Consider the following 15,791-nt stretch of genomic DNA (forward strand, 5'->3'; position numbering starts at 1 on the left):
CATTGGCTTGCTTTTCAGGGTCTGATTTTGGCCTTGCGGGCCCGGCTGTGAGCGAGGCGATAGCTTTCGCCGTTCATCTCGAGGATGCTGACGTGATGGGTCAGGCGATCGAGGAGCGCGCCTGTGAGACGCTCGGATCCGAAGGTTTCGGTCCATTCGTCGAAGGGCAGGTTGCTGGTGATCAAGGTGGAGCCGCGTTCGTAACGCTGGGAGATCAGCTCGAACAGCAGTTCGGCGCCGGTCTTGGAGAGCGGTACGAAGCCCAGTTCGTCGATGATGAGCAGTTTGTATCCGACCATCTGCTTCTGGAAGCGCAGGAGACGCCGCTCGTCGCGCGCCTCCATCATTTCGCTGACCAGCGCCGCCGCAGTGGTGAAGCCCACCGACAGCCCTTTCTGGCATGCTGCCAGTCCGAGCCCCAACGCTACGTGCGTCTTTCCGGTGCCCGATGGCCCCAGAGCGATGGCGTTCTCACGCCGCTCGATCCACTCGCAGCGCGCCATCTCGAGCACCTGCATCTTGTTGAGCCTCGGGATGACGGTGAAGTCGAAGCTGTCGAGGCTTTTGACGGCGGGGAAGCGCGCGGCCTTGATGCGCCGCTCGACCATACGACGCTCCCTGTCGATCATCTCCATCTCGACAAGGCGGGCGAGGAAGCGGATATGATCGACGCCTTCAGCGGCACATTGCCGGGCGAGCTTGTGGTGCTCTCGCAGGCACGTAGGCAGCTTGAGTGCCTTGAGATTGTGAGCGAGAAGAAGCTCCGGGGTCTGATCGCTCATGCGGCCTCCTGCTGGTCGGAGAGCAGGCTCAGATAGGCTCTGGCAAAGGTCTTCTCGACCGTTGTGCGTGGCAGGAAGGGATAGACGTCCGTGTCCAGCCCGGCGGTACGCGTTCGACCCGGCACAGGGCGAGGTGCTTGACGGCATCGAAGCCGATGGCGCCAAGATCAATGGCCTGTTCCACCGCCGCCTGGAGATCGGCGAGGGTGAACGTTTCCAACAGGCGCAGCACCTGTACATATTCACGCCTGCCATGCTTGTGCATGCGGCCTTCCATCAACCGCTGCAGTGTCGTGAACGCTTCGGGCAAATCCCAGCCCTGCAAAGGCGCGGCTCGGTCGAATGCGTTGATCTTCTGCTCGATCAGCGGGAGATAGTGGAGCGGGTCGAAGATAACCTCCTCGCGGGCATAACAACGAGGATGACGGGCGATGACTTCGCTGCGGCAGCCGACCACCACCTCATCGACATAGGCCCTGATCCAGACCTCCTGATGGCCCCGTGCCACCGGAACCGAATAATCGTTGGTCCTGTAGCGCACCAGGGATTGCGAGGAGACCCGCCCGCTCGTCTGATCGCAGGCCTCGAAGGGTGTAGCGGGCAGAGGCTGCATGGCTGCCAGATCGCGTTGCAAGCGCTCACCGATCGTCTCGCTCTGTCCGCGCACCTTGTCCTGCTGGCGCTTGCGGCATTGCTCCTCCAGCCATAGGTTGAAGGCCTCCCGTGTCGGGAACTTCGGGATCGGCACCATGAAATTGCGGCGGCAGTAACCAACCAGCCCTTCCACATTGCCTTTCTCGTTCCCTTGCCCGGGCGGGCATAGCGGTCGCGGATCACGTAATGCGACAGGAAAGCGCTGAACAGCGTGGCACGCTTACGCGTGCCGTCTGGCAGGATCTTCGCCACAAGGCAGCGATCGTTGTCATAGACGATCGAGCGCGGCACCGCGCCGAAGAACGCGAAGGCATGAACGTGTCCGTCCACCCGTGCCTCCGCCACCGCCGCCGGATAGGCCCGCACATAGCAGGCATCACTGTGCGGCAGATCGAGTGCGAAGAAGTAGGCCTTCTGCTGCACCCCGCCGATCTCCACCAGCGCTTCCCCGAAATCGGCCTGCGCATCCCCCGCCGGGTGGGCCAGCGGCACGAACATCTCCCGGCTGCGTTGCTCACGCTCGCGGATGTAATCCTTGATGATCGTATAGCCGCCGGTGAAACCATGCTCGGCGCGCAAGCGGTCGAATACCCGCTTCGCCGTATGGCGCTGTTTGCGCGGGACGCAGCGGTCCCCTTCAAGCCATCCATCAATGATCGCCACAAACCCGTCCAGCTTCGGACGCTGCGGGACAGATTGACGCCGGTAACCCGGTGGCGATGAAAACGACAGCATCTTGCGCACCGTGTCGCGCGACACATTGAAACGCTTCGCCGCCGCCCGCTGGCTCATGCCATCCGCGCAAGCCAAACGGACCTGAAGATAAAGTTCCACGCTGTAGATCCCCACACCTCCCTGACTTGGCAGAAAGGCTTCAAGGTGGACGACTTTTACGCCGCCCGCAGCAGGACTATCCCGCCGCTAGCGTGGTCGAATATTGCTCCGCCGTTCTCAGAAGACGCAAGGCATCGCCGAAGCCTTCAGGTTCTTCCCATTCCGTAGTCGTGGGCAGCGGGTTCTCCGTTGGCTGCTTCAACTGCGGTCCAGATTTCGTGACTTTGGATTTGCGCTTGGATTTTACGGTCGGTGTTGGCCGAGGTGTGCGGGGCATAGTGCGATCCGAAAGGAGATTGTGCTCGCGCCAGTCGGGTCGCCGGCTCACGAAAGGCGCGCGCCTATCCTAGAAAATCATCGACAAGTCACGGTATTAGTGAGAGAAAATGGCTGGAAACTTGTGCAGATGTGCCATCACTGCCGCATGCTCCCGATGAGCTCAGAGGCCGTTTCGAAAGGGGTTGAGCGGCTGAGGTTCGTGTGATTCCGGGGGTTTTGCAGACAACCCGGAGATCTTGATGTGGACCCCAGCCACCCGCGTGCAGCATACGCGTGTTTCGAAGCGTTACCAGACGGATTTGAGCGATGCCGAGTGGGCGCTGATCGCGACATTTGTTCCCGAGGCGCGCACGACGGGGCGGCGACGGCAATGGCCAATGCGCGAAATCGTGAACGCCATCTTCTACGTTCTGCGCGGCGGGATTGCATGGCGGTTGCTGCCCAAGGACTTCCCGCCGTGGCAGACGGTCTACCGCTGGTTTGCCCGGTTTCGTGACGAATGCCTGTTCGAGCGGATCAACCATGCGCTGGTCGCGCTCGATCGCGAGCGAGCCGGAAGGGACGCCTCGCCAAGCGGAGCCATCATCGACAGTCAGAGCGTCAAGACCACCGAGAGCGGCGGACCGCGCGGCTACGATGCTGGCAAGAAGATCAAAGGTCGCAAGCGCCATGCTCTGGTCGATACTGACGGCAGGCCGCTGCTTGTCGAGCCGCACACCGCCGATGTCCAGGATCGTGATGGCGGCGGCGCGTTGCTGCAAATCTCGCGCGGCCTCTTCCCGTTCATCGAGAAGGTCTGGGCCGATGGCGGCTATAACCATCACCGTGTCACCGAGGCGACCCGCATCACCGTCGAGATAGTCAGCAAGATCGCCGGGCAGTCCGGCTTCGTCGTCCTCCCTCGGCGCTGGGTGGTCGAGCGGTTCTTCGCTTGGGTCAATCGAAACCGCCGTCTGGCCAAGGACGTGGAAGCCACCCTCAAATCCGCCGCAGCCTTCCTCTACGCCGCCGCCGCCATGCTCATGCTACGCCGTTTGGCTCGGTCAGCGTGAGTTTCGAAACCGACTCTCAGTTCGCCGTCATATGCAATGGGAATTTCAGATCGCAATCAGGAGAAAAGGCGCAATTCTCAGATCGCCTGGCAGTTTCTCTAGCGGCGTCATCCAAGCTTTATTCGAAAGACACAGAGGTGACTGCTGATCTGTTTTCGCAAATCCCCTTGGAGCGGTGCCACGGCGCATCTCCCAGCGATGCAGAAAGTGGGCGAAGATGCGGAGAAGCGAGGTCGCGCCTCCTTGTGCGGTTATTTAATACATCATATATGACGCGATAATAGATTTTTATCGTCATATTTGGATGCATGCGATGGGATCCCCAAAAGCGAAGCAAGCTTTGGAACGCCTCGGCAATGATATTCGCGCCGCCCGGTTGCGACGCGGGGTCGCCGTGGCCGATTTGGCGGTACGAGCAGGTACATCTCCCAGTTCCATCAGCAGGCTTGAGAAGGGTGATAGCGGCGTCGCGATAGGCACGCTTGCCGAGGTTTTGGTCGCACTTGGGCTGATCGAGCGGCTTACCGACCTGGTAGACGTGCGCAAGGACGACCTCGGGCTTGCATTGGCGGGCGAGCGCGGTCCGCGCCGAGGACGCACGTTCGCCGCCCGTCTGAAATCGCAAAAAGCAAAATCCAGTAAGGGCGAAGGCCAACAAGACATCATCGACCCCGATGGGGCGGCCTTCTGATGGCCGATTTCAGTGCCCATGTCGCGCTCGGAGAAAGCCTGACGCCGGTCGGGCAACTTCGCTTCACCCATGCTGGCCCGCGCCAATTCTCGACGTTCAGCTATGAACCGGCATGGATCGAAAATCCGCGCGCATTTGCCATCGAGCCGGATTTCACCCTTGAGGCCGGGCCCTTCCACCGATCAGGGCAGTCCGCCAACACGCGCGACGCATTGGCAGGCGTATTTGCCGATGCTGCGCCCGATAGCTGGGGGCGACGGTTGCTTGAACGTGCCTACGGCAATGGCCTCAGTGAGTTCGAGTACCTTACGCTGTCTGATGACACCTGCCGTCAGGGAGCCATGCGTTTTCTCGATGAGGATGGTCAGGTCATCCGCGGCAACGCAGAGGATGCTGTCCCTCGCCTCGTCGATTTGGAAGCGATCACAGCGATCGCACGCGCCTATGAGCAGGGCAAGGAGGTGTCCGCCGAGGCCATGCAAGCGCTCGCAGGTGCGGGTGGCTCCGGCGGCGCCCGTCCCAAAGCCAATGTCAGGGATGGGGACGACCTGTGGCTCGCAAAATTCACTTCGGTTCACGACCAGCAACCGATCGAACGGGTAGAAGTGGCGACGCTACGTCTTGCTGCCGCCTGTGGCATCCGCACGCCCGTGGCGCGTCTCGAGTTGGCCGATACGCCTTTTCCCGTAGCGCTGATCCAGCGGTTCGACCGCAGAGGCGTGAACCGAATTCCCTATATTTCGGCACGTACCGCGCTCGGCAAGAGCGGTGCGGAATTGGGCTCCTATACCGAGATCGTCGACTTCATCCGGCAATACTCGCCCCAGCCCAGGCAAGATTTTCGCGAACTCTACCGGCGCTTGGCGTTCACCATCCTTGTGTCCAACAAGGACGACCACCTGAAGAACCATGGCTTCCTGTATGTCGGCGGCGGGCAATGGCGCCTGTCGCCGGTGTTCGACGTCAATCCTGCCCCCGACCGCAACCCGCATTTAGAAACGGCGATCCTGGAAGGCGGCGCGCATGACCGCTCGATGGCGCTTGCGCTGGAGGCCTGCGAGTTCTTCGAAATCGGGGAGCAGGAAGCCCGCGACACCATTCAAGGGCTGGCACAGACGGTGTCCTCCTCATGGCGCAATGCGCTTCGAGAGGTCGGCGTGTCCGGAGCGCCGGCAAGATCATATGAGCCAGCGTTCGTTCACGACGAGATGGGACTCGCACTGAATTTATAATTCATATTTGATGATTTAAGGAAAATAAATTATCAAATATGACTTTATCAGTAGGCCCAAAAGAGATTTAGCTCAAAGGATCATTGCGAGCTTTCTGAAACACCCTTCCCATCTGTCTTGGGGTTCGATCCTCCGCAAAAAGCATCCCAGTCGCCCATCATCGCCCGGCGCTTCTCCAGCAGATTGCCTCGGCGATAGGCTGCCTCGGTCTTGCTCTTCACCACGTGGGCAAGCGCCGCCTCCGCAACATCGCCAGGATGCTGGGTTTCCTCGCTGACCCAGTCTCGGAAAGACGAGCGAAAACCGTGCGCGGTATAGGGCTCGCGCATCTCGCGAAGCAGTTTGGTAAGGGTCATGTCGGACAGCGGGGACTTCGGCCGCGCCCCAGGAAATACCAAGGTAGCCGCCCCTAGGCGCAATTCCTCGCATCGCCGCAGAATTTTCAAGGCGCCCTCGCCCAATGGCACGACATGCTCGCGCTGGGCCTTCATCCGATCCTTGGGGATGGTCCAGAGCTTGGCTTCGAGATCGATCTCATCCCAAGTCGCCTCGCGCACCTCTCCAGAACGTCCGGCCGTCAGGATCGCAAACTGGAGCGCAAGGCGGCTGAACGATTCGCGTTCACGCAGACGCCGCAGGAATGTCGGTACCTTGTCGTAGGGCATGGCAGCGAAATGGCCATCCTTCTTGGGCTGGCGGGGAAGCCCCTTCGTGATCGCGCGCATAGGAGCCTCTGTTTCGCGATAGCCCGAGGCGTAGGCCCAATCGAGAACGGCCCCGATCCGCTGGCGCACCCGCCTCGCCGTCTCGGGTTTCGAGAGCCAGATTTCAGAAAGAAGGTTTCGGATCATCGGCCCCGTGATCTCGCTCACCTGGCGATCGCCGATATGGGGGAAGACATAGGCCTCGAGCGTGCTCGACCACTGCCCTGCATGCTTCTCATTGCGCCAGGTCTTGTTGTGCGCGGCGATGACCTTGGCTGCTGCCTCACGGAACGTTGGGATGCCCTGAGCCTTGCGCCGCTCGAAGATGGGATCAAGGCCCATCTCTACCCAGCTCCGGATTTCCCTCGCCTTGTCCCGGGCGGTGGCGAGCGAAACTTTGGCAGCGCTGCCAAGACCGAAGTCTCGTCGCATCCCGTGCTTCTGAACGCGGCATATCCAGCTCTTCGAGCCGGTCGGATGCACGACGAGGTACAACCCTTCACCGTCGCCCATTCGGCCGGGCCGCGTGGCAGCCTTCACACTCGTTGCGGACAGCTTTCCCATGACCTAAACCTTCCCACATTTTATCCCACATGACCAATCGGACACCGATGGATCGCTCTGGATGTGTCTGGAAGAGTAAGTGGCGGAGAGGGTGGGATTCGAACCCACGGTACGGTTGCCCGTACACCGCATTTCGAGTGCGGCGCATTCGACCTCTCTGCCACCTCTCCGCTCGAAGTGCCATCTGCAGGATATGCCTGCGAGGTCAGGAAGAAGCGCGCCACTAATCCAACTTTGCGAGCTTGCCAAGCCCCTAAATGACAAAAAAGGGGAACATTTTTTCAGCTTGCTTGTCCGCTCCCCTTGCGGGGCCTATATTGCACATATGAACAGAGCGTCCTTTTTCTCGCCTCAGGCCGGACGCGTGATCGATGCGCCGCGCCAGATGCGCGCCCGTTTTGCCATCGGCGACATCGTGCGCCACCGCGATCACGACTTCCGCGGCGTCGTCTTCGACATCGACCCTGTCTTCGCCAACAGCGAGGAATGGTACGAATCGATCCCGGCCGAGATCCGCCCCCTGCGCGAGCAGCCTTTCTACCACCTCCTCGCCGAAGCCGACGATTCGAGCTACGTCGCCTATGTCAGCCAACAGAACCTGATGGCCGATGACGAAGGCGGTCCGGTCGACCACCCCTCGCTTTCACAGATCTTTGAAGACTACCGCAACGGCCGCTACCAGCTTCGTCGCAGCCTCGCGCATTAGAGTATCCGTGATGATCAAGTCTGAGATTGCGCCCAGCATCTATCGGCTTTGAGCAGAGCGTTTGCGGTCACGACGAGCTTTCGCATGACGGCGGTGATGGCGATTTTGGCGGGCTTTCCTGCGGTGACGAGTTGTTGGTACTTTGCCTTGAGGTCAGGGTTGTATCGGGCGGCGACGAGGGCCGGCATATAGAGGGCCTGCCTCACGTTAGCACGTCCGCCGCGGATGAAGCTTTTGCCTTTCCATTGTCCGGATTGCCGCGCAATCGGTGCAAGGCCGGCAAGGGACGCGGCCTGCTTGTTCTCAAGGCTGCCGAGTTCGGGCATGGTGGCGATGAGCTGGTTGGCGGTCAGCGTTCCCACACCCGCGATGCTGGTCAGTATCTGGTGTCGACGAGCGAGTACGGCATCGGCGGCGATCAGGTTGGAGATCTCAGCATCGAGGGCCGCGATATGTCGATCAATCTGTTCGAGCCGCTGGCGACACTGGCGCTTGAGAAAGGCGATGGTGAGATTTTTCTCACGATTTTTGAGCGCGGTGCGATCACGAACCAGGCCATCTCGGGCATTGATGAGTTCCGCCATTTGGGTCTGCTGTGGGCTTCGAGCGGGTCTGACCACTGGCTGCAAGGTTGCGGCCATACGAGCCAGCAGGATGGCGTCAATGCGATCAGTCTTGGCCAGCGTGCCAGTCGCCTGGGCGAAGCGCCGGGCCCGTTCAGGGTTGAGCTTCACACAGGGCCAGTTGGTCAGCGCCGCCTCCAGTGCGCGATGATAGGTGCCGGTTGCCTCGTAGGCGATCCGTTCGATCGGCCATTGTCGCAGCCAGGCGATCAGCGCCTTGTGCCCCTTGGCGGTATTGGCAAACTGGCGCTCGGCGCCGACGGGGTAGGCATGGCAATCGAGGCTCGCTTTGGAGATGTCGATGCCGATCGTCTGTGGTAGATTGTCGCTCATCTTTTCCGCTGTCCCATGCTTGTCATCCGGGTCCAAAACCCCGGTATCCGTTCGGGCCTGATGGAAAAGAAAGGGGCGATCCTACTCTAACCCGGTCCCTTAACGACCGGCGGTTTCGCGATCCGTCCCCTTCCGCCCGGACCGGGGTGGCCACCCCGGTCCGGGCAATCCAGCATGGCCCAAACGGACGGCGATGTCATAAGACAAGCGGTTTCCGATCCGATTACATCGGATCAACCGCTCTAGATCATTGGCTTGACGCATTTTCTGAACCAGCAGATGATTCCATCTGATTGGAAAATGCTCCAAGCGCGGCGGTTTGCGGCGCTATTCGGCGATCTCAGATCGCCCAGCCGTCGCTTCCGGCCCATTGCAGCGCCGGGCCCTGCCCCGCTCGGCTTTCCGCCAGGAGCGCGGACAGGTTTTCCGCACAGACCGGATGAGACAGCAGGAAGCCCTGCAACTCGTGGCATCCCAGGTCGCGCAGGAACGCCAGTTGCATCGGGGTTTCCACGCCTTCGGCTGTTACGGCCATGCCGTGCACCCGGGCCACGCTGACGATGGCCTCCACCAGCCCTGCCCCCTGCGGCGTCGATATCGCCGCGACGAAGGACTTGTCGACCTTGATGCGGTCGACCGCCATGTCGCGGATGTGGCTGAGCGAGGAATAGCCCGTCCCGAAATCGTCGAGCGCGCAGGCCACCTCCAGCTCGCGCAGCGCCGCGATCGTGCGGCGCACGTCGCGCGAGGAGGCCATGAGCGCGGTCTCGGTCATCTCCAGTTCGAGACGCTGCGGAGCGACCCCGCTCTCCTCGAGCAGGTCCCGGACACGGGTCACGAAATCGGTACACCGCATCTGCGAGGGCGAGATGTTGACGCTGACCCGCACGTCGGGCCAGGCCCGCGCGTCCTCGAGCGCGCGGCGCAGGACGAAGTTGCCCAGCGCCTCGATCAGCCCCGATTCCTCGGCCTGCGGGATGAAGGTGCCCGGGCCGATGAAACCGCGCTCAGGGTGCTCCCAGCGCAACAACGCCTCGACCGCCCGAATGGCACCGGTCCGCGCGCAGTACATGGGCTGATAATGGACGTGCAACTGCGCCGGGTCTTCGTGCACGGCGTGGCGCAGCGCCTGCACCAGCTCTTCGCGCGCACGGATTTTCGCATCCATTGCCGGGGTGAAGAACAGGTAACGCCCGCGCCCCTCGGCCTTGGCCGTCGTGAGCGCGATGTCGACCCGTCGGGTCAGCTCGGTCCGCTCACGGCTGTCATCGGGAGCGAGGGCAACGCCAATGCTGCCGCCGATATAGGCGCGTGCGCCGAACAGGTCGAAGGGCCGGGCCAGTTGCTCGATAATGCGCGCGCAGATCCCCTCGACCGCCGCGCGGTCCTCGGGCTCGCAGATGGCAATGGCAAACTCGTCCCCCGCCATGCGCGCGACCATGTCGTAGTCACGCACTTCGGCGCGCAGGCGCGCGGCCACCTGGCGGATCAGTTCGTCGCCCGCCGGATGGCCCAGCGTGTCGTTGATCAGCTTGAAGCGATCGAGGTCAATGCACAGCAGCGCCAGGTGGCCCGCCCCCTCCGGGCCCTGCTCGCAGCGCTCGAGCGCCTCATCGAGCCAGGCCTCGAACATCATGCGGTTGGCCAGTCCCGTCAACGGATCGTGGAGCGCCTGATAGTGCGCTTCGCTGCGGCTCTCGGCCAGGTCACGAGTCCGCCGGGTCAGGCGGCTGGCGAGGAAAAAGACCACCGAGGCGACGACCAGCACCAACAGCATCGAGACGGGGCCGAGCGCGGAGACGACCTGCTGGCCCGGCGCGAAGGCCCGCCAGACAAGATAGCCCATGACCTGGCTGGAGCGATCACGCAGCGGCGCGGAGGTCTCACCCGGTCCGGTGCGTGGACCGGACTGGTAGCGCATATCGGCCAACCCGTAGTGCTGCGCCAAACGCTCGAAGAAAGACCCGTCGAGATAGGCGACCCCCACCACCATCGGCACCGCGCCCACGCGCTCGCCATCGGACGCCTGGCCGGCCAGGACCGGCTTTACCGAGAGGATCGCGGGGCGGCCGCGCAGGAAACGCAGATCCGCCACCACCGGCGTGCGCGTGCTCGAACCGTCGTTCTGGGTGCGGTTGCGGATGGTGGCCGCGCGCATCTGTTCGGCCAGCGGAGCGGCGTATTGCTCGATCCCGATGTAGCTGTGCGCTGCGACCCGTGCGTTGCCCCGAATCGCGTAGAGCGGCGCGCCTTCCGGCGACAGGAGATAGGTCTCGGCGAGGCCCGCGTAGTCGGTGAACCAGCGCTCGGCGAAGACATCGAGCCATTCGAGATCCGGATCGCCGCCGGACAACTGGCCCAGCAGCGCGCGGGAGGACGCGCCGACCTCGAGCCCATGGCTCATCTGCTCGACACTTTGCGCCACCACGGTCTTCGCGGTCGCCTGGTCCCGCTCGCGGGCGATCCGATCGACCTGGCTGCCAGACCACTGGAGCAGCGCGACCAGCAGCGTGCCCAGAACCATGATGGCGAGAGCCAGCGACAAGGCAAAGGCCGAACCGCGTCGGTCCGAACCGCCCCCGGGGGGATGGGCACGCCGTTCCTTCACGGGCGCCAGACTGCCCCCGCAAGGGATGCGATTTGGTTAATATCCCAAGCCACCTTCTGCCTTCCCCAACAAATTCCCGTGTGTGGCAGATACGGCATGCGCGAGAACTATCCCTTGAGCTTCCAGCCCGAGCGCAGGATCATGTAGACCACGACGGCCAGCACGGCATCGACAAGCGTCATGCCCAGCGCGCTGTGCAGCACGTCCATGTTGGTATCACCGATGTCGCTTTCGCCCAGGAATCCGAAGCGGAAGCCCGAGATCACGTAGAAGAAGGGATTGATGCGGCTGATGACCTGGAATGCAGGCGCCAGGTTGTCGATGACGTAGAACGTACCTGAAAGCAGCGAGAGAGGGGCAATGACAAAGTTTGTCACCGCCGCGTTATGATCGAACTTTTCCGCCCAGATCGAGGACAGGAGGCCCAGCAGCGCCAGGAACACCGCCCCGATGAGGCCGAACCACACGACCGCCCAGGGATGCGCCATCGAGAGGTCGACCCCGGGCCAGAGCAGCATTGCGATCGACAGCGCCAGGCCCACCATCACCGCACGGGTGACCGCAGCCCCGACCATCGCGGCCATGAGTTCGGCTTCGCTCAGGGGCGGCATGAGGTAGTCGATGATCGTGCCCTGGATCTTGCCGGCCAGGAACGAGAAGCTGGAATTGGCGAACGAGTTCTGCATCATGCCCATCACGATCAGGCCCGGCGCCACGAAGGTCGCGAAGTTCACGCCCAGCACCATGCGGTCCCCGCGGCCCATCGCCAGCGAGAAGATCACCAGGAACAGAAGCGTGGTCACCGCAGGCGCCCAGATCGTCTGCGTCTGGACCTTGAAGAAGCGGCGCACCTCCTTCATATAGAGGGTTCCGAGCCCGACCCAGTTCACCGTGTGGATGATGGGCTCGCCCTTGGCCGGGAAATGGCGGGGCTCAACGGGCCTCTCGGCACTGTGGAGTTCGGTCGAATTCGTTTGATCGTCCATGCCCCGGCGACTATCGGCTGACGTTTGGCATGGCAAGCGCCACCTTTTGAATTTCGGACAACCCGCGCGCGGTTGTCCTGTGAGGAACGGAACAGGAATGAGCTGGACGGACGAGCGCATCGAGAAGCTGACCAAGATGTGGGAAGGCGGGGCCACCGCCAGTCAGATCGCGGAAGAACTCGGGGGCGTCAGCCGCAACGCGGTCATCGGCAAGGCCCACCGCCTGGGCCTGAAGGCGCGTCCTTCCCCGGTGAAGGCCAACGAGAAGCCCGCCCGCGCGCCCGCGCCCAAGAAGGCGAAACCGGCAAGCGAGGCACCGCCCGCGCCAGCAGCCCCGGCCGCGCCCAGCGAAGCGCGTCCCGCGCCCGCGGCTCCGGCCCGCGCGCCGGCCGCAGCGCGTCCGCAGGCCCCTGCCCCCGCGCCCGAGCCAGAAACCGAAGAGGCGTCCGACACGCCCGCTTCGGACAAGCCGCGAATCGTCTCGGTCGGCCCCGGCGGCTTCCTGCGCCAGGGCCCCGGCGATCAGCAGCCGCCGATCCCGCCGGCACCGCCGCGCCGCCTCGTGCCCGCCAAGCCGAGCCCCGAGATCGCCGACAAGACCAGCCTGCTCGACCTCAACGACCGCATCTGCCGCTGGCCGATGGGGCACCCGGGTGAGCCGGACTTCCACTTCTGCGGCGACAAGGTCAATCCGGGCTTCCCGTACTGCGTCGAGCATTGCGGCCGGGCCTACCAGGCACAGCTGCCGCGCGGTTCGCGCCGTCCCCCGCCGCCGCTGCCCTTCGGCGGTCCGCGCGTGCGCTGAGGCACCCGCCCGCCACTTTTGAAAAATTCCGGATCCCGGCCCGCTGCTCCCGAGCATCGGGCCGGGATGCGAAACCCAGCCAGCGAGATCACTGCCACCGGGAGTTCGACCATGGGCCGCCTGACCTTCTGCGCTAGCCTTGCCGCCGCATTGGCTCTCGTGCCTGCGGGCCTTGCCGCCCAGGAAACCGCTCCTGCGCCCGGCGCGATGACGCCTGCGGTAGAAGCCCCGGCCGAGCCCGCACCCGAACCGGCCGAATACGCCTACGTCGCGCTCAAGACCGCCAAGGGCACGATCACGCTCGCGCTCGACACCACCCATGCGCCCAAGACCTCGGCGAACTTTCTCAAGTACGTCGATGCGAAGAACCTCGATGGCGCGCTGTTCTACCGCGCCATGCACCTGCCCTACGGGGAAGGTGAGGACCAGGGCCTGCTCCAGGGCGGCGTGCGCAACGCCGCAAAGCTCTTCGCCCCCGTCGCGCACGAGAGCACCAACGAGACCGGCATCAAGCACACCACCGGGACGATCTCGATGGCCCGCTTCGCGCCCGGCACGGCCACGGCCGACTTCATGATCATGCTTTCGGACATGCCTGCCCTCGACGCCGAGGACGGCAACACCGGCGAAGATCCGGGCGCAGGCTTCGCCGCATTCGGCCACGTTGCTGCGGGTATGGACGTGGTCAAGGCGATCTGGTCGCAGCCACGTTCGGCCACCAAGGGCGAAGGCGTCATGAAGGGCGACATCCTGGAGAACGAGGTCCCCATCCTGAGCGCCCGGCGCACCTCCGCGCCGCCCAAGGCGCCCGAGACGCCCCAATCTCCGGCCACCGAAGCGGAATCGCCCACTCCGACCAGCTGACGGGGAACAGCGCCACCAACGCAGGGGAAATCCCTGCGCCCGCGCGCAACCGAGGCGAAACCGTGCCCGGCTAGTCTGCCCTCTCCCCGGAAGCGAGCCCGCAAAGGCCCGCCGATGGACTGGAGCAACGCAGCTATCGGTCAGCCTCGCCCATGAACGCGCACGATCCCGGCACCTCCCGAAGCCCCGGCTGGGCCCGCTGGCTTGGCCTGGGACCTGCGCGCGAGGACGAACCTCCTCCCCCGCCCCCGCCGACCACGGACACACTGCCGGGGCCTGCGGAAAGCCCTGCCGACAAGCGCCGGCGCCATGTGCTGGAGGACATCACCCGCTTTCTCATGGGGCACGGATTGCCGGTCAGCCCCCACACGCTCACCATCGCGCACGATGTCGTGACCGGCGCCAACCCCGCGCTGGTGCGCCTGGTCGGAGAACATGTCGCGAGCGGCGCGCCGCTCACCGTCGAATGGCTTGAAGAGACGGTGCGCTGCGACGAGGAGGAAAGCGGTGCACGCCAGATCCACGCCCTTGTCCGCAAGCTTGAGGGCGCCATTGCCAAGTTCGGGTGTACCGCCACCGCTGCGCGCTCTGCCACCACCAGCTACAACGAGACCCTTGCCGAGCAGGTCGACGCCCTGGGCGGCATCGCGCCGTGCCAGGAGGCCAGCAGCGCGATCGCGGCGCTGACCTCTGTCGCGCGTGAGATGCTGCGCCGTACCCGCGACATGGAGCGCGAGATCTCCCGCTCCGAGCGCGAGACAGAAGCACTCCAGCGCAGCCTCGAAGATGCCCGCCGCGAAGCCGAGATCGACCACCTCACCGGCCTTCCCAACCGCCGCGCCTTCGAGGCCGTGTTCGAGGACGAACTGGCCCAGGCCAAGGACAAGAACGAGCCCCTGTGCGTTGCCTTCTGTGACATCGACCGCTTCAAGCGCGTCAACGACACCCACGGCCACGAGGCCGGGGACCGCGTGCTGCGCACCGTCGCGCAGGCTCTGGCCGAACTGTCCAACGACAAGTGCCATGTCGCACGTCATGGCGGCGAGGAATTCGTGGTGCTTCTGCGTGGATCGAACCTGGCCACGGCCTGTACGATCCTCGACGAGACGCGCGCGTCGATCGCCGCGCGCCGTCTCGTCAACCGCGCCACCAACACCCCTTTCGGACGGATCAGCTTCTCGGCCGGGGTCGCCGACGTCCACGCCTACCCCAACCGCAAGAGCGCCCTGCGCGCAGCCGACGAGGCGCTGTTCCGCGCCAAGCTGGCCGGACGCAACCGGGTCATCGCGGCAGGCCATGACGACTGGAACGGCTTTCGCGTCATTCCGCCCGATCCCGCCTCCGGGACCGCGGCCTAGCCGCTCAGCCCCGCCACCGCCTGCGCCAGGGCGAAGAACTGCTCCATCACCCACAGGAAGGGCGGGACAACCACCCGCTCGACGATGTTCCAGTCGGGAAAGACATAGGGCACGCCGAGCAGGATCAGGAACATGAGCCCCAGGCTGAAGGGCCGCGCCCGGGCATAGACGCGCGCGGCGGGCGGGGGCAGCAGGCCCTCGACGATGTGCGAGCCATCGAAGGGCGGCACAGGCAGCAGGTTGAAAAGCGCCAGAAAGACGTTGAACTGGATGAACAGCGTCAGGCTGAGCGCGGCGAACTCGCTCACACCGCCACCCTCTTCGGGCAGGAAACGGGCGAGGAGGCCGAACAGCACCGCCGAAAGCGCGGCCAGCACCAGGTTGCTCCCCGGGCCTGCCGCGGCCACCAGCATCATGTCGCGGCGCGGATGGTTCAGGCGGCGCTTGTTCACCGGAACCGGCCGCGCCCACCCGAAGACCGGCGCGTGGACCAGCGCCAGGAAGCCCGGCACCAGCAGGGTCCCCACCGGATCGACATGGCGCAGCGGGTTCAGCGTCAGGCGCCCGGCCGCGTGCGCCGTGGGATCGCCGAGCAGGCGCGCCACGGCGCCGTGCGAGACTTCGTGAAAGACGATGGCGAGGATCAGTGGCAGAGGGATCGCCGCCATCTGCAAAGCTGTAAGTTCCATGGTCCCGTCCCTTAGCCTGGCCCCTAT

At 64.0% G+C, this 15,791-nt stretch carries 13 protein-coding genes, 1 tRNA gene and 1 pseudogene; 7 read left to right on the forward strand and 8 right to left on the reverse strand.

What is annotated here, in order from left to right:
- Positions 1 to 14 precede the first annotated feature (14 nt).
- Positions 15 to 782: an IS21-like element helper ATPase IstB gene (gene istB / locus HT578_RS10640; RefSeq protein WP_213500153.1), complete on the reverse strand. Its 768-nt coding sequence runs from the start codon at positions 780 to 782 to the stop codon at positions 15 to 17.
- Positions 779 to 2,270: pseudogene (gene istA / locus HT578_RS10645) on the reverse strand (IS21 family transposase). The gene istB and the pseudogene istA overlap by 4 nt, the downstream one beginning before the upstream one ends.
- A 518-nt stretch (positions 2,271 to 2,788) precedes the next feature.
- On the opposite strand from istA, the gene HT578_RS10650 reads away from it, so the two are divergent.
- The 3 genes from HT578_RS10650 to HT578_RS10660 all read left to right on the forward strand — a co-directional run bounded on the left by HT578_RS10650 (position 2,789) and on the right by HT578_RS10660 (position 5,524).
- Positions 2,789 to 3,601 carry an IS5 family transposase gene (locus tag HT578_RS10650; RefSeq protein ID WP_213500422.1) on the forward strand — a complete coding sequence of 271 codons (813 nt, stop codon included), beginning with the start codon at positions 2,789 to 2,791 and terminating at the stop codon, positions 3,599 to 3,601.
- A gap of 340 nt (positions 3,602 to 3,941) precedes the next feature.
- A complete protein-coding gene (locus HT578_RS10655) occupies positions 3,942 to 4,292 on the forward strand; it encodes a helix-turn-helix domain-containing protein (protein WP_213503886.1) in 351 nt (116 codons plus the stop codon).
- On the forward strand, positions 4,292 to 5,524 hold the full coding sequence (locus HT578_RS10660; RefSeq protein WP_213503887.1) for a type II toxin-antitoxin system HipA family toxin: 1,233 nt from the start codon (positions 4,292 to 4,294) through the stop codon (positions 5,522 to 5,524). Before HT578_RS10655 ends, HT578_RS10660 begins: the two co-directional genes overlap by 1 nt.
- Before the next feature lie 80 nt (positions 5,525 to 5,604).
- On the opposite strand, the gene HT578_RS10665 is transcribed toward HT578_RS10660, so the two are convergent.
- Together HT578_RS10665 and HT578_RS10670 are read right to left on the reverse strand one after the other, a co-directional pair.
- Positions 5,605 to 6,792, reverse strand: coding sequence for a tyrosine-type recombinase/integrase (locus HT578_RS10665; protein WP_213503888.1), 1,188 nt, complete (start codon positions 6,790 to 6,792; stop codon positions 5,605 to 5,607).
- 80 nt (positions 6,793 to 6,872) lie between these two features.
- Positions 6,873 to 6,962: transfer RNA gene (locus HT578_RS10670), tRNA-Ser, on the reverse strand.
- A gap of 155 nt (positions 6,963 to 7,117) precedes the next feature.
- Here HT578_RS10670 and hspQ point away from each other — a divergent pair.
- Positions 7,118 to 7,498 carry a heat shock protein HspQ gene (gene hspQ / locus HT578_RS10675; protein WP_213503889.1) on the forward strand — a complete coding sequence of 127 codons (381 nt, stop codon included), beginning with the start codon at positions 7,118 to 7,120 and terminating at the stop codon, positions 7,496 to 7,498.
- A 14-nt stretch (positions 7,499 to 7,512) separates the two neighbouring features.
- Here the strand turns inward: hspQ and HT578_RS10680 are convergent, their stop codons facing one another.
- The 3 genes from HT578_RS10680 to HT578_RS10690 form a co-directional block, all read right to left on the reverse strand.
- Complete coding sequence (locus HT578_RS10680) at positions 7,513 to 8,454, reverse strand: IS110 family transposase (RefSeq protein WP_039396878.1); 942 nt, start codon at positions 8,452 to 8,454, stop codon at positions 7,513 to 7,515.
- 340 nt (positions 8,455 to 8,794) lie between these two features.
- Entirely contained in the window at positions 8,795 to 11,062 is a 2,268-nt protein-coding gene (locus tag HT578_RS10685; RefSeq protein WP_239026585.1) for a putative bifunctional diguanylate cyclase/phosphodiesterase, read from the reverse strand.
- A gap of 107 nt (positions 11,063 to 11,169) precedes the next feature.
- Complete coding sequence (locus tag HT578_RS10690; protein ID WP_039390560.1) at positions 11,170 to 12,048, reverse strand: ABC transporter permease; 879 nt, start codon at positions 12,046 to 12,048, stop codon at positions 11,170 to 11,172.
- Between the two features lie 97 nt (positions 12,049 to 12,145).
- Here HT578_RS10690 and HT578_RS10695 point away from each other — a divergent pair, with 97 nt between their 5' ends.
- The 3 genes from HT578_RS10695 (at position 12,146) to HT578_RS10705 (ending at position 15,075) form a co-directional block, all read left to right on the forward strand.
- Positions 12,146 to 12,853, forward strand: coding sequence for a GcrA family cell cycle regulator (locus HT578_RS10695; protein WP_213499387.1), 708 nt, complete (start codon positions 12,146 to 12,148; stop codon positions 12,851 to 12,853).
- A gap of 111 nt (positions 12,854 to 12,964) precedes the next feature.
- Complete coding sequence (locus HT578_RS10700; protein WP_039390558.1) at positions 12,965 to 13,717, forward strand: peptidylprolyl isomerase; 753 nt, start codon at positions 12,965 to 12,967, stop codon at positions 13,715 to 13,717.
- Between the two features lie 152 nt (positions 13,718 to 13,869).
- Complete coding sequence (locus tag HT578_RS10705; RefSeq protein WP_213499389.1) at positions 13,870 to 15,075, forward strand: GGDEF domain-containing protein; 1,206 nt, start codon at positions 13,870 to 13,872, stop codon at positions 15,073 to 15,075.
- Here the strand turns inward: HT578_RS10705 and HT578_RS10710 are convergent.
- Positions 15,072 to 15,764 (reverse strand): site-2 protease family protein, encoded by a 693-nt coding sequence (locus tag HT578_RS10710; RefSeq protein WP_039390544.1) that lies wholly within the window; start codon positions 15,762 to 15,764, stop codon positions 15,072 to 15,074. The two genes, HT578_RS10705 and HT578_RS10710, sit on opposite strands and share 4 nt — an antisense overlap.
- Positions 15,765 to 15,791 lie beyond the last annotated feature (27 nt).

The organism is Novosphingobium decolorationis (assembly GCF_018417475.1).
GTDB lineage: Bacteria > Pseudomonadota > Alphaproteobacteria > Sphingomonadales > Sphingomonadaceae > Novosphingobium > Novosphingobium decolorationis.

Coding starts and splice junctions, on each gene's coding strand:
- istB (WP_213500153.1), bottom strand. CDS start 782: ATGAGCGATCAGACCCCGGAGCTTCTTCTCGCTCACAATCTCAAGGCA.
- HT578_RS10650 (WP_213500422.1), top strand. CDS start 2,789: ATGTGGACCCCAGCCACCCGCGTGCAGCATACGCGTGTTTCGAAGCGT.
- HT578_RS10660 (WP_213503887.1), top strand. CDS start 4,292: ATGGCCGATTTCAGTGCCCATGTCGCGCTCGGAGAAAGCCTGACGCCG.
- HT578_RS10665 (WP_213503888.1), bottom strand. CDS start 6,792: ATGGGAAAGCTGTCCGCAACGAGTGTGAAGGCTGCCACGCGGCCCGGC.
- hspQ (WP_213503889.1), top strand. CDS start 7,118: ATGAACAGAGCGTCCTTTTTCTCGCCTCAGGCCGGACGCGTGATCGAT.
- HT578_RS10680 (WP_039396878.1), bottom strand. CDS start 8,454: ATGAGCGACAATCTACCACAGACGATCGGCATCGACATCTCCAAAGCG.
- HT578_RS10690 (WP_039390560.1), bottom strand. CDS start 12,048: ATGGACGATCAAACGAATTCGACCGAACTCCACAGTGCCGAGAGGCCC.
- HT578_RS10695 (WP_213499387.1), top strand. CDS start 12,146: ATGAGCTGGACGGACGAGCGCATCGAGAAGCTGACCAAGATGTGGGAA.
- HT578_RS10700 (WP_039390558.1), top strand. CDS start 12,965: ATGGGCCGCCTGACCTTCTGCGCTAGCCTTGCCGCCGCATTGGCTCTC.
- HT578_RS10705 (WP_213499389.1), top strand. CDS start 13,870: ATGAACGCGCACGATCCCGGCACCTCCCGAAGCCCCGGCTGGGCCCGC.
- HT578_RS10710 (WP_039390544.1), bottom strand. CDS start 15,764: ATGGAACTTACAGCTTTGCAGATGGCGGCGATCCCTCTGCCACTGATC.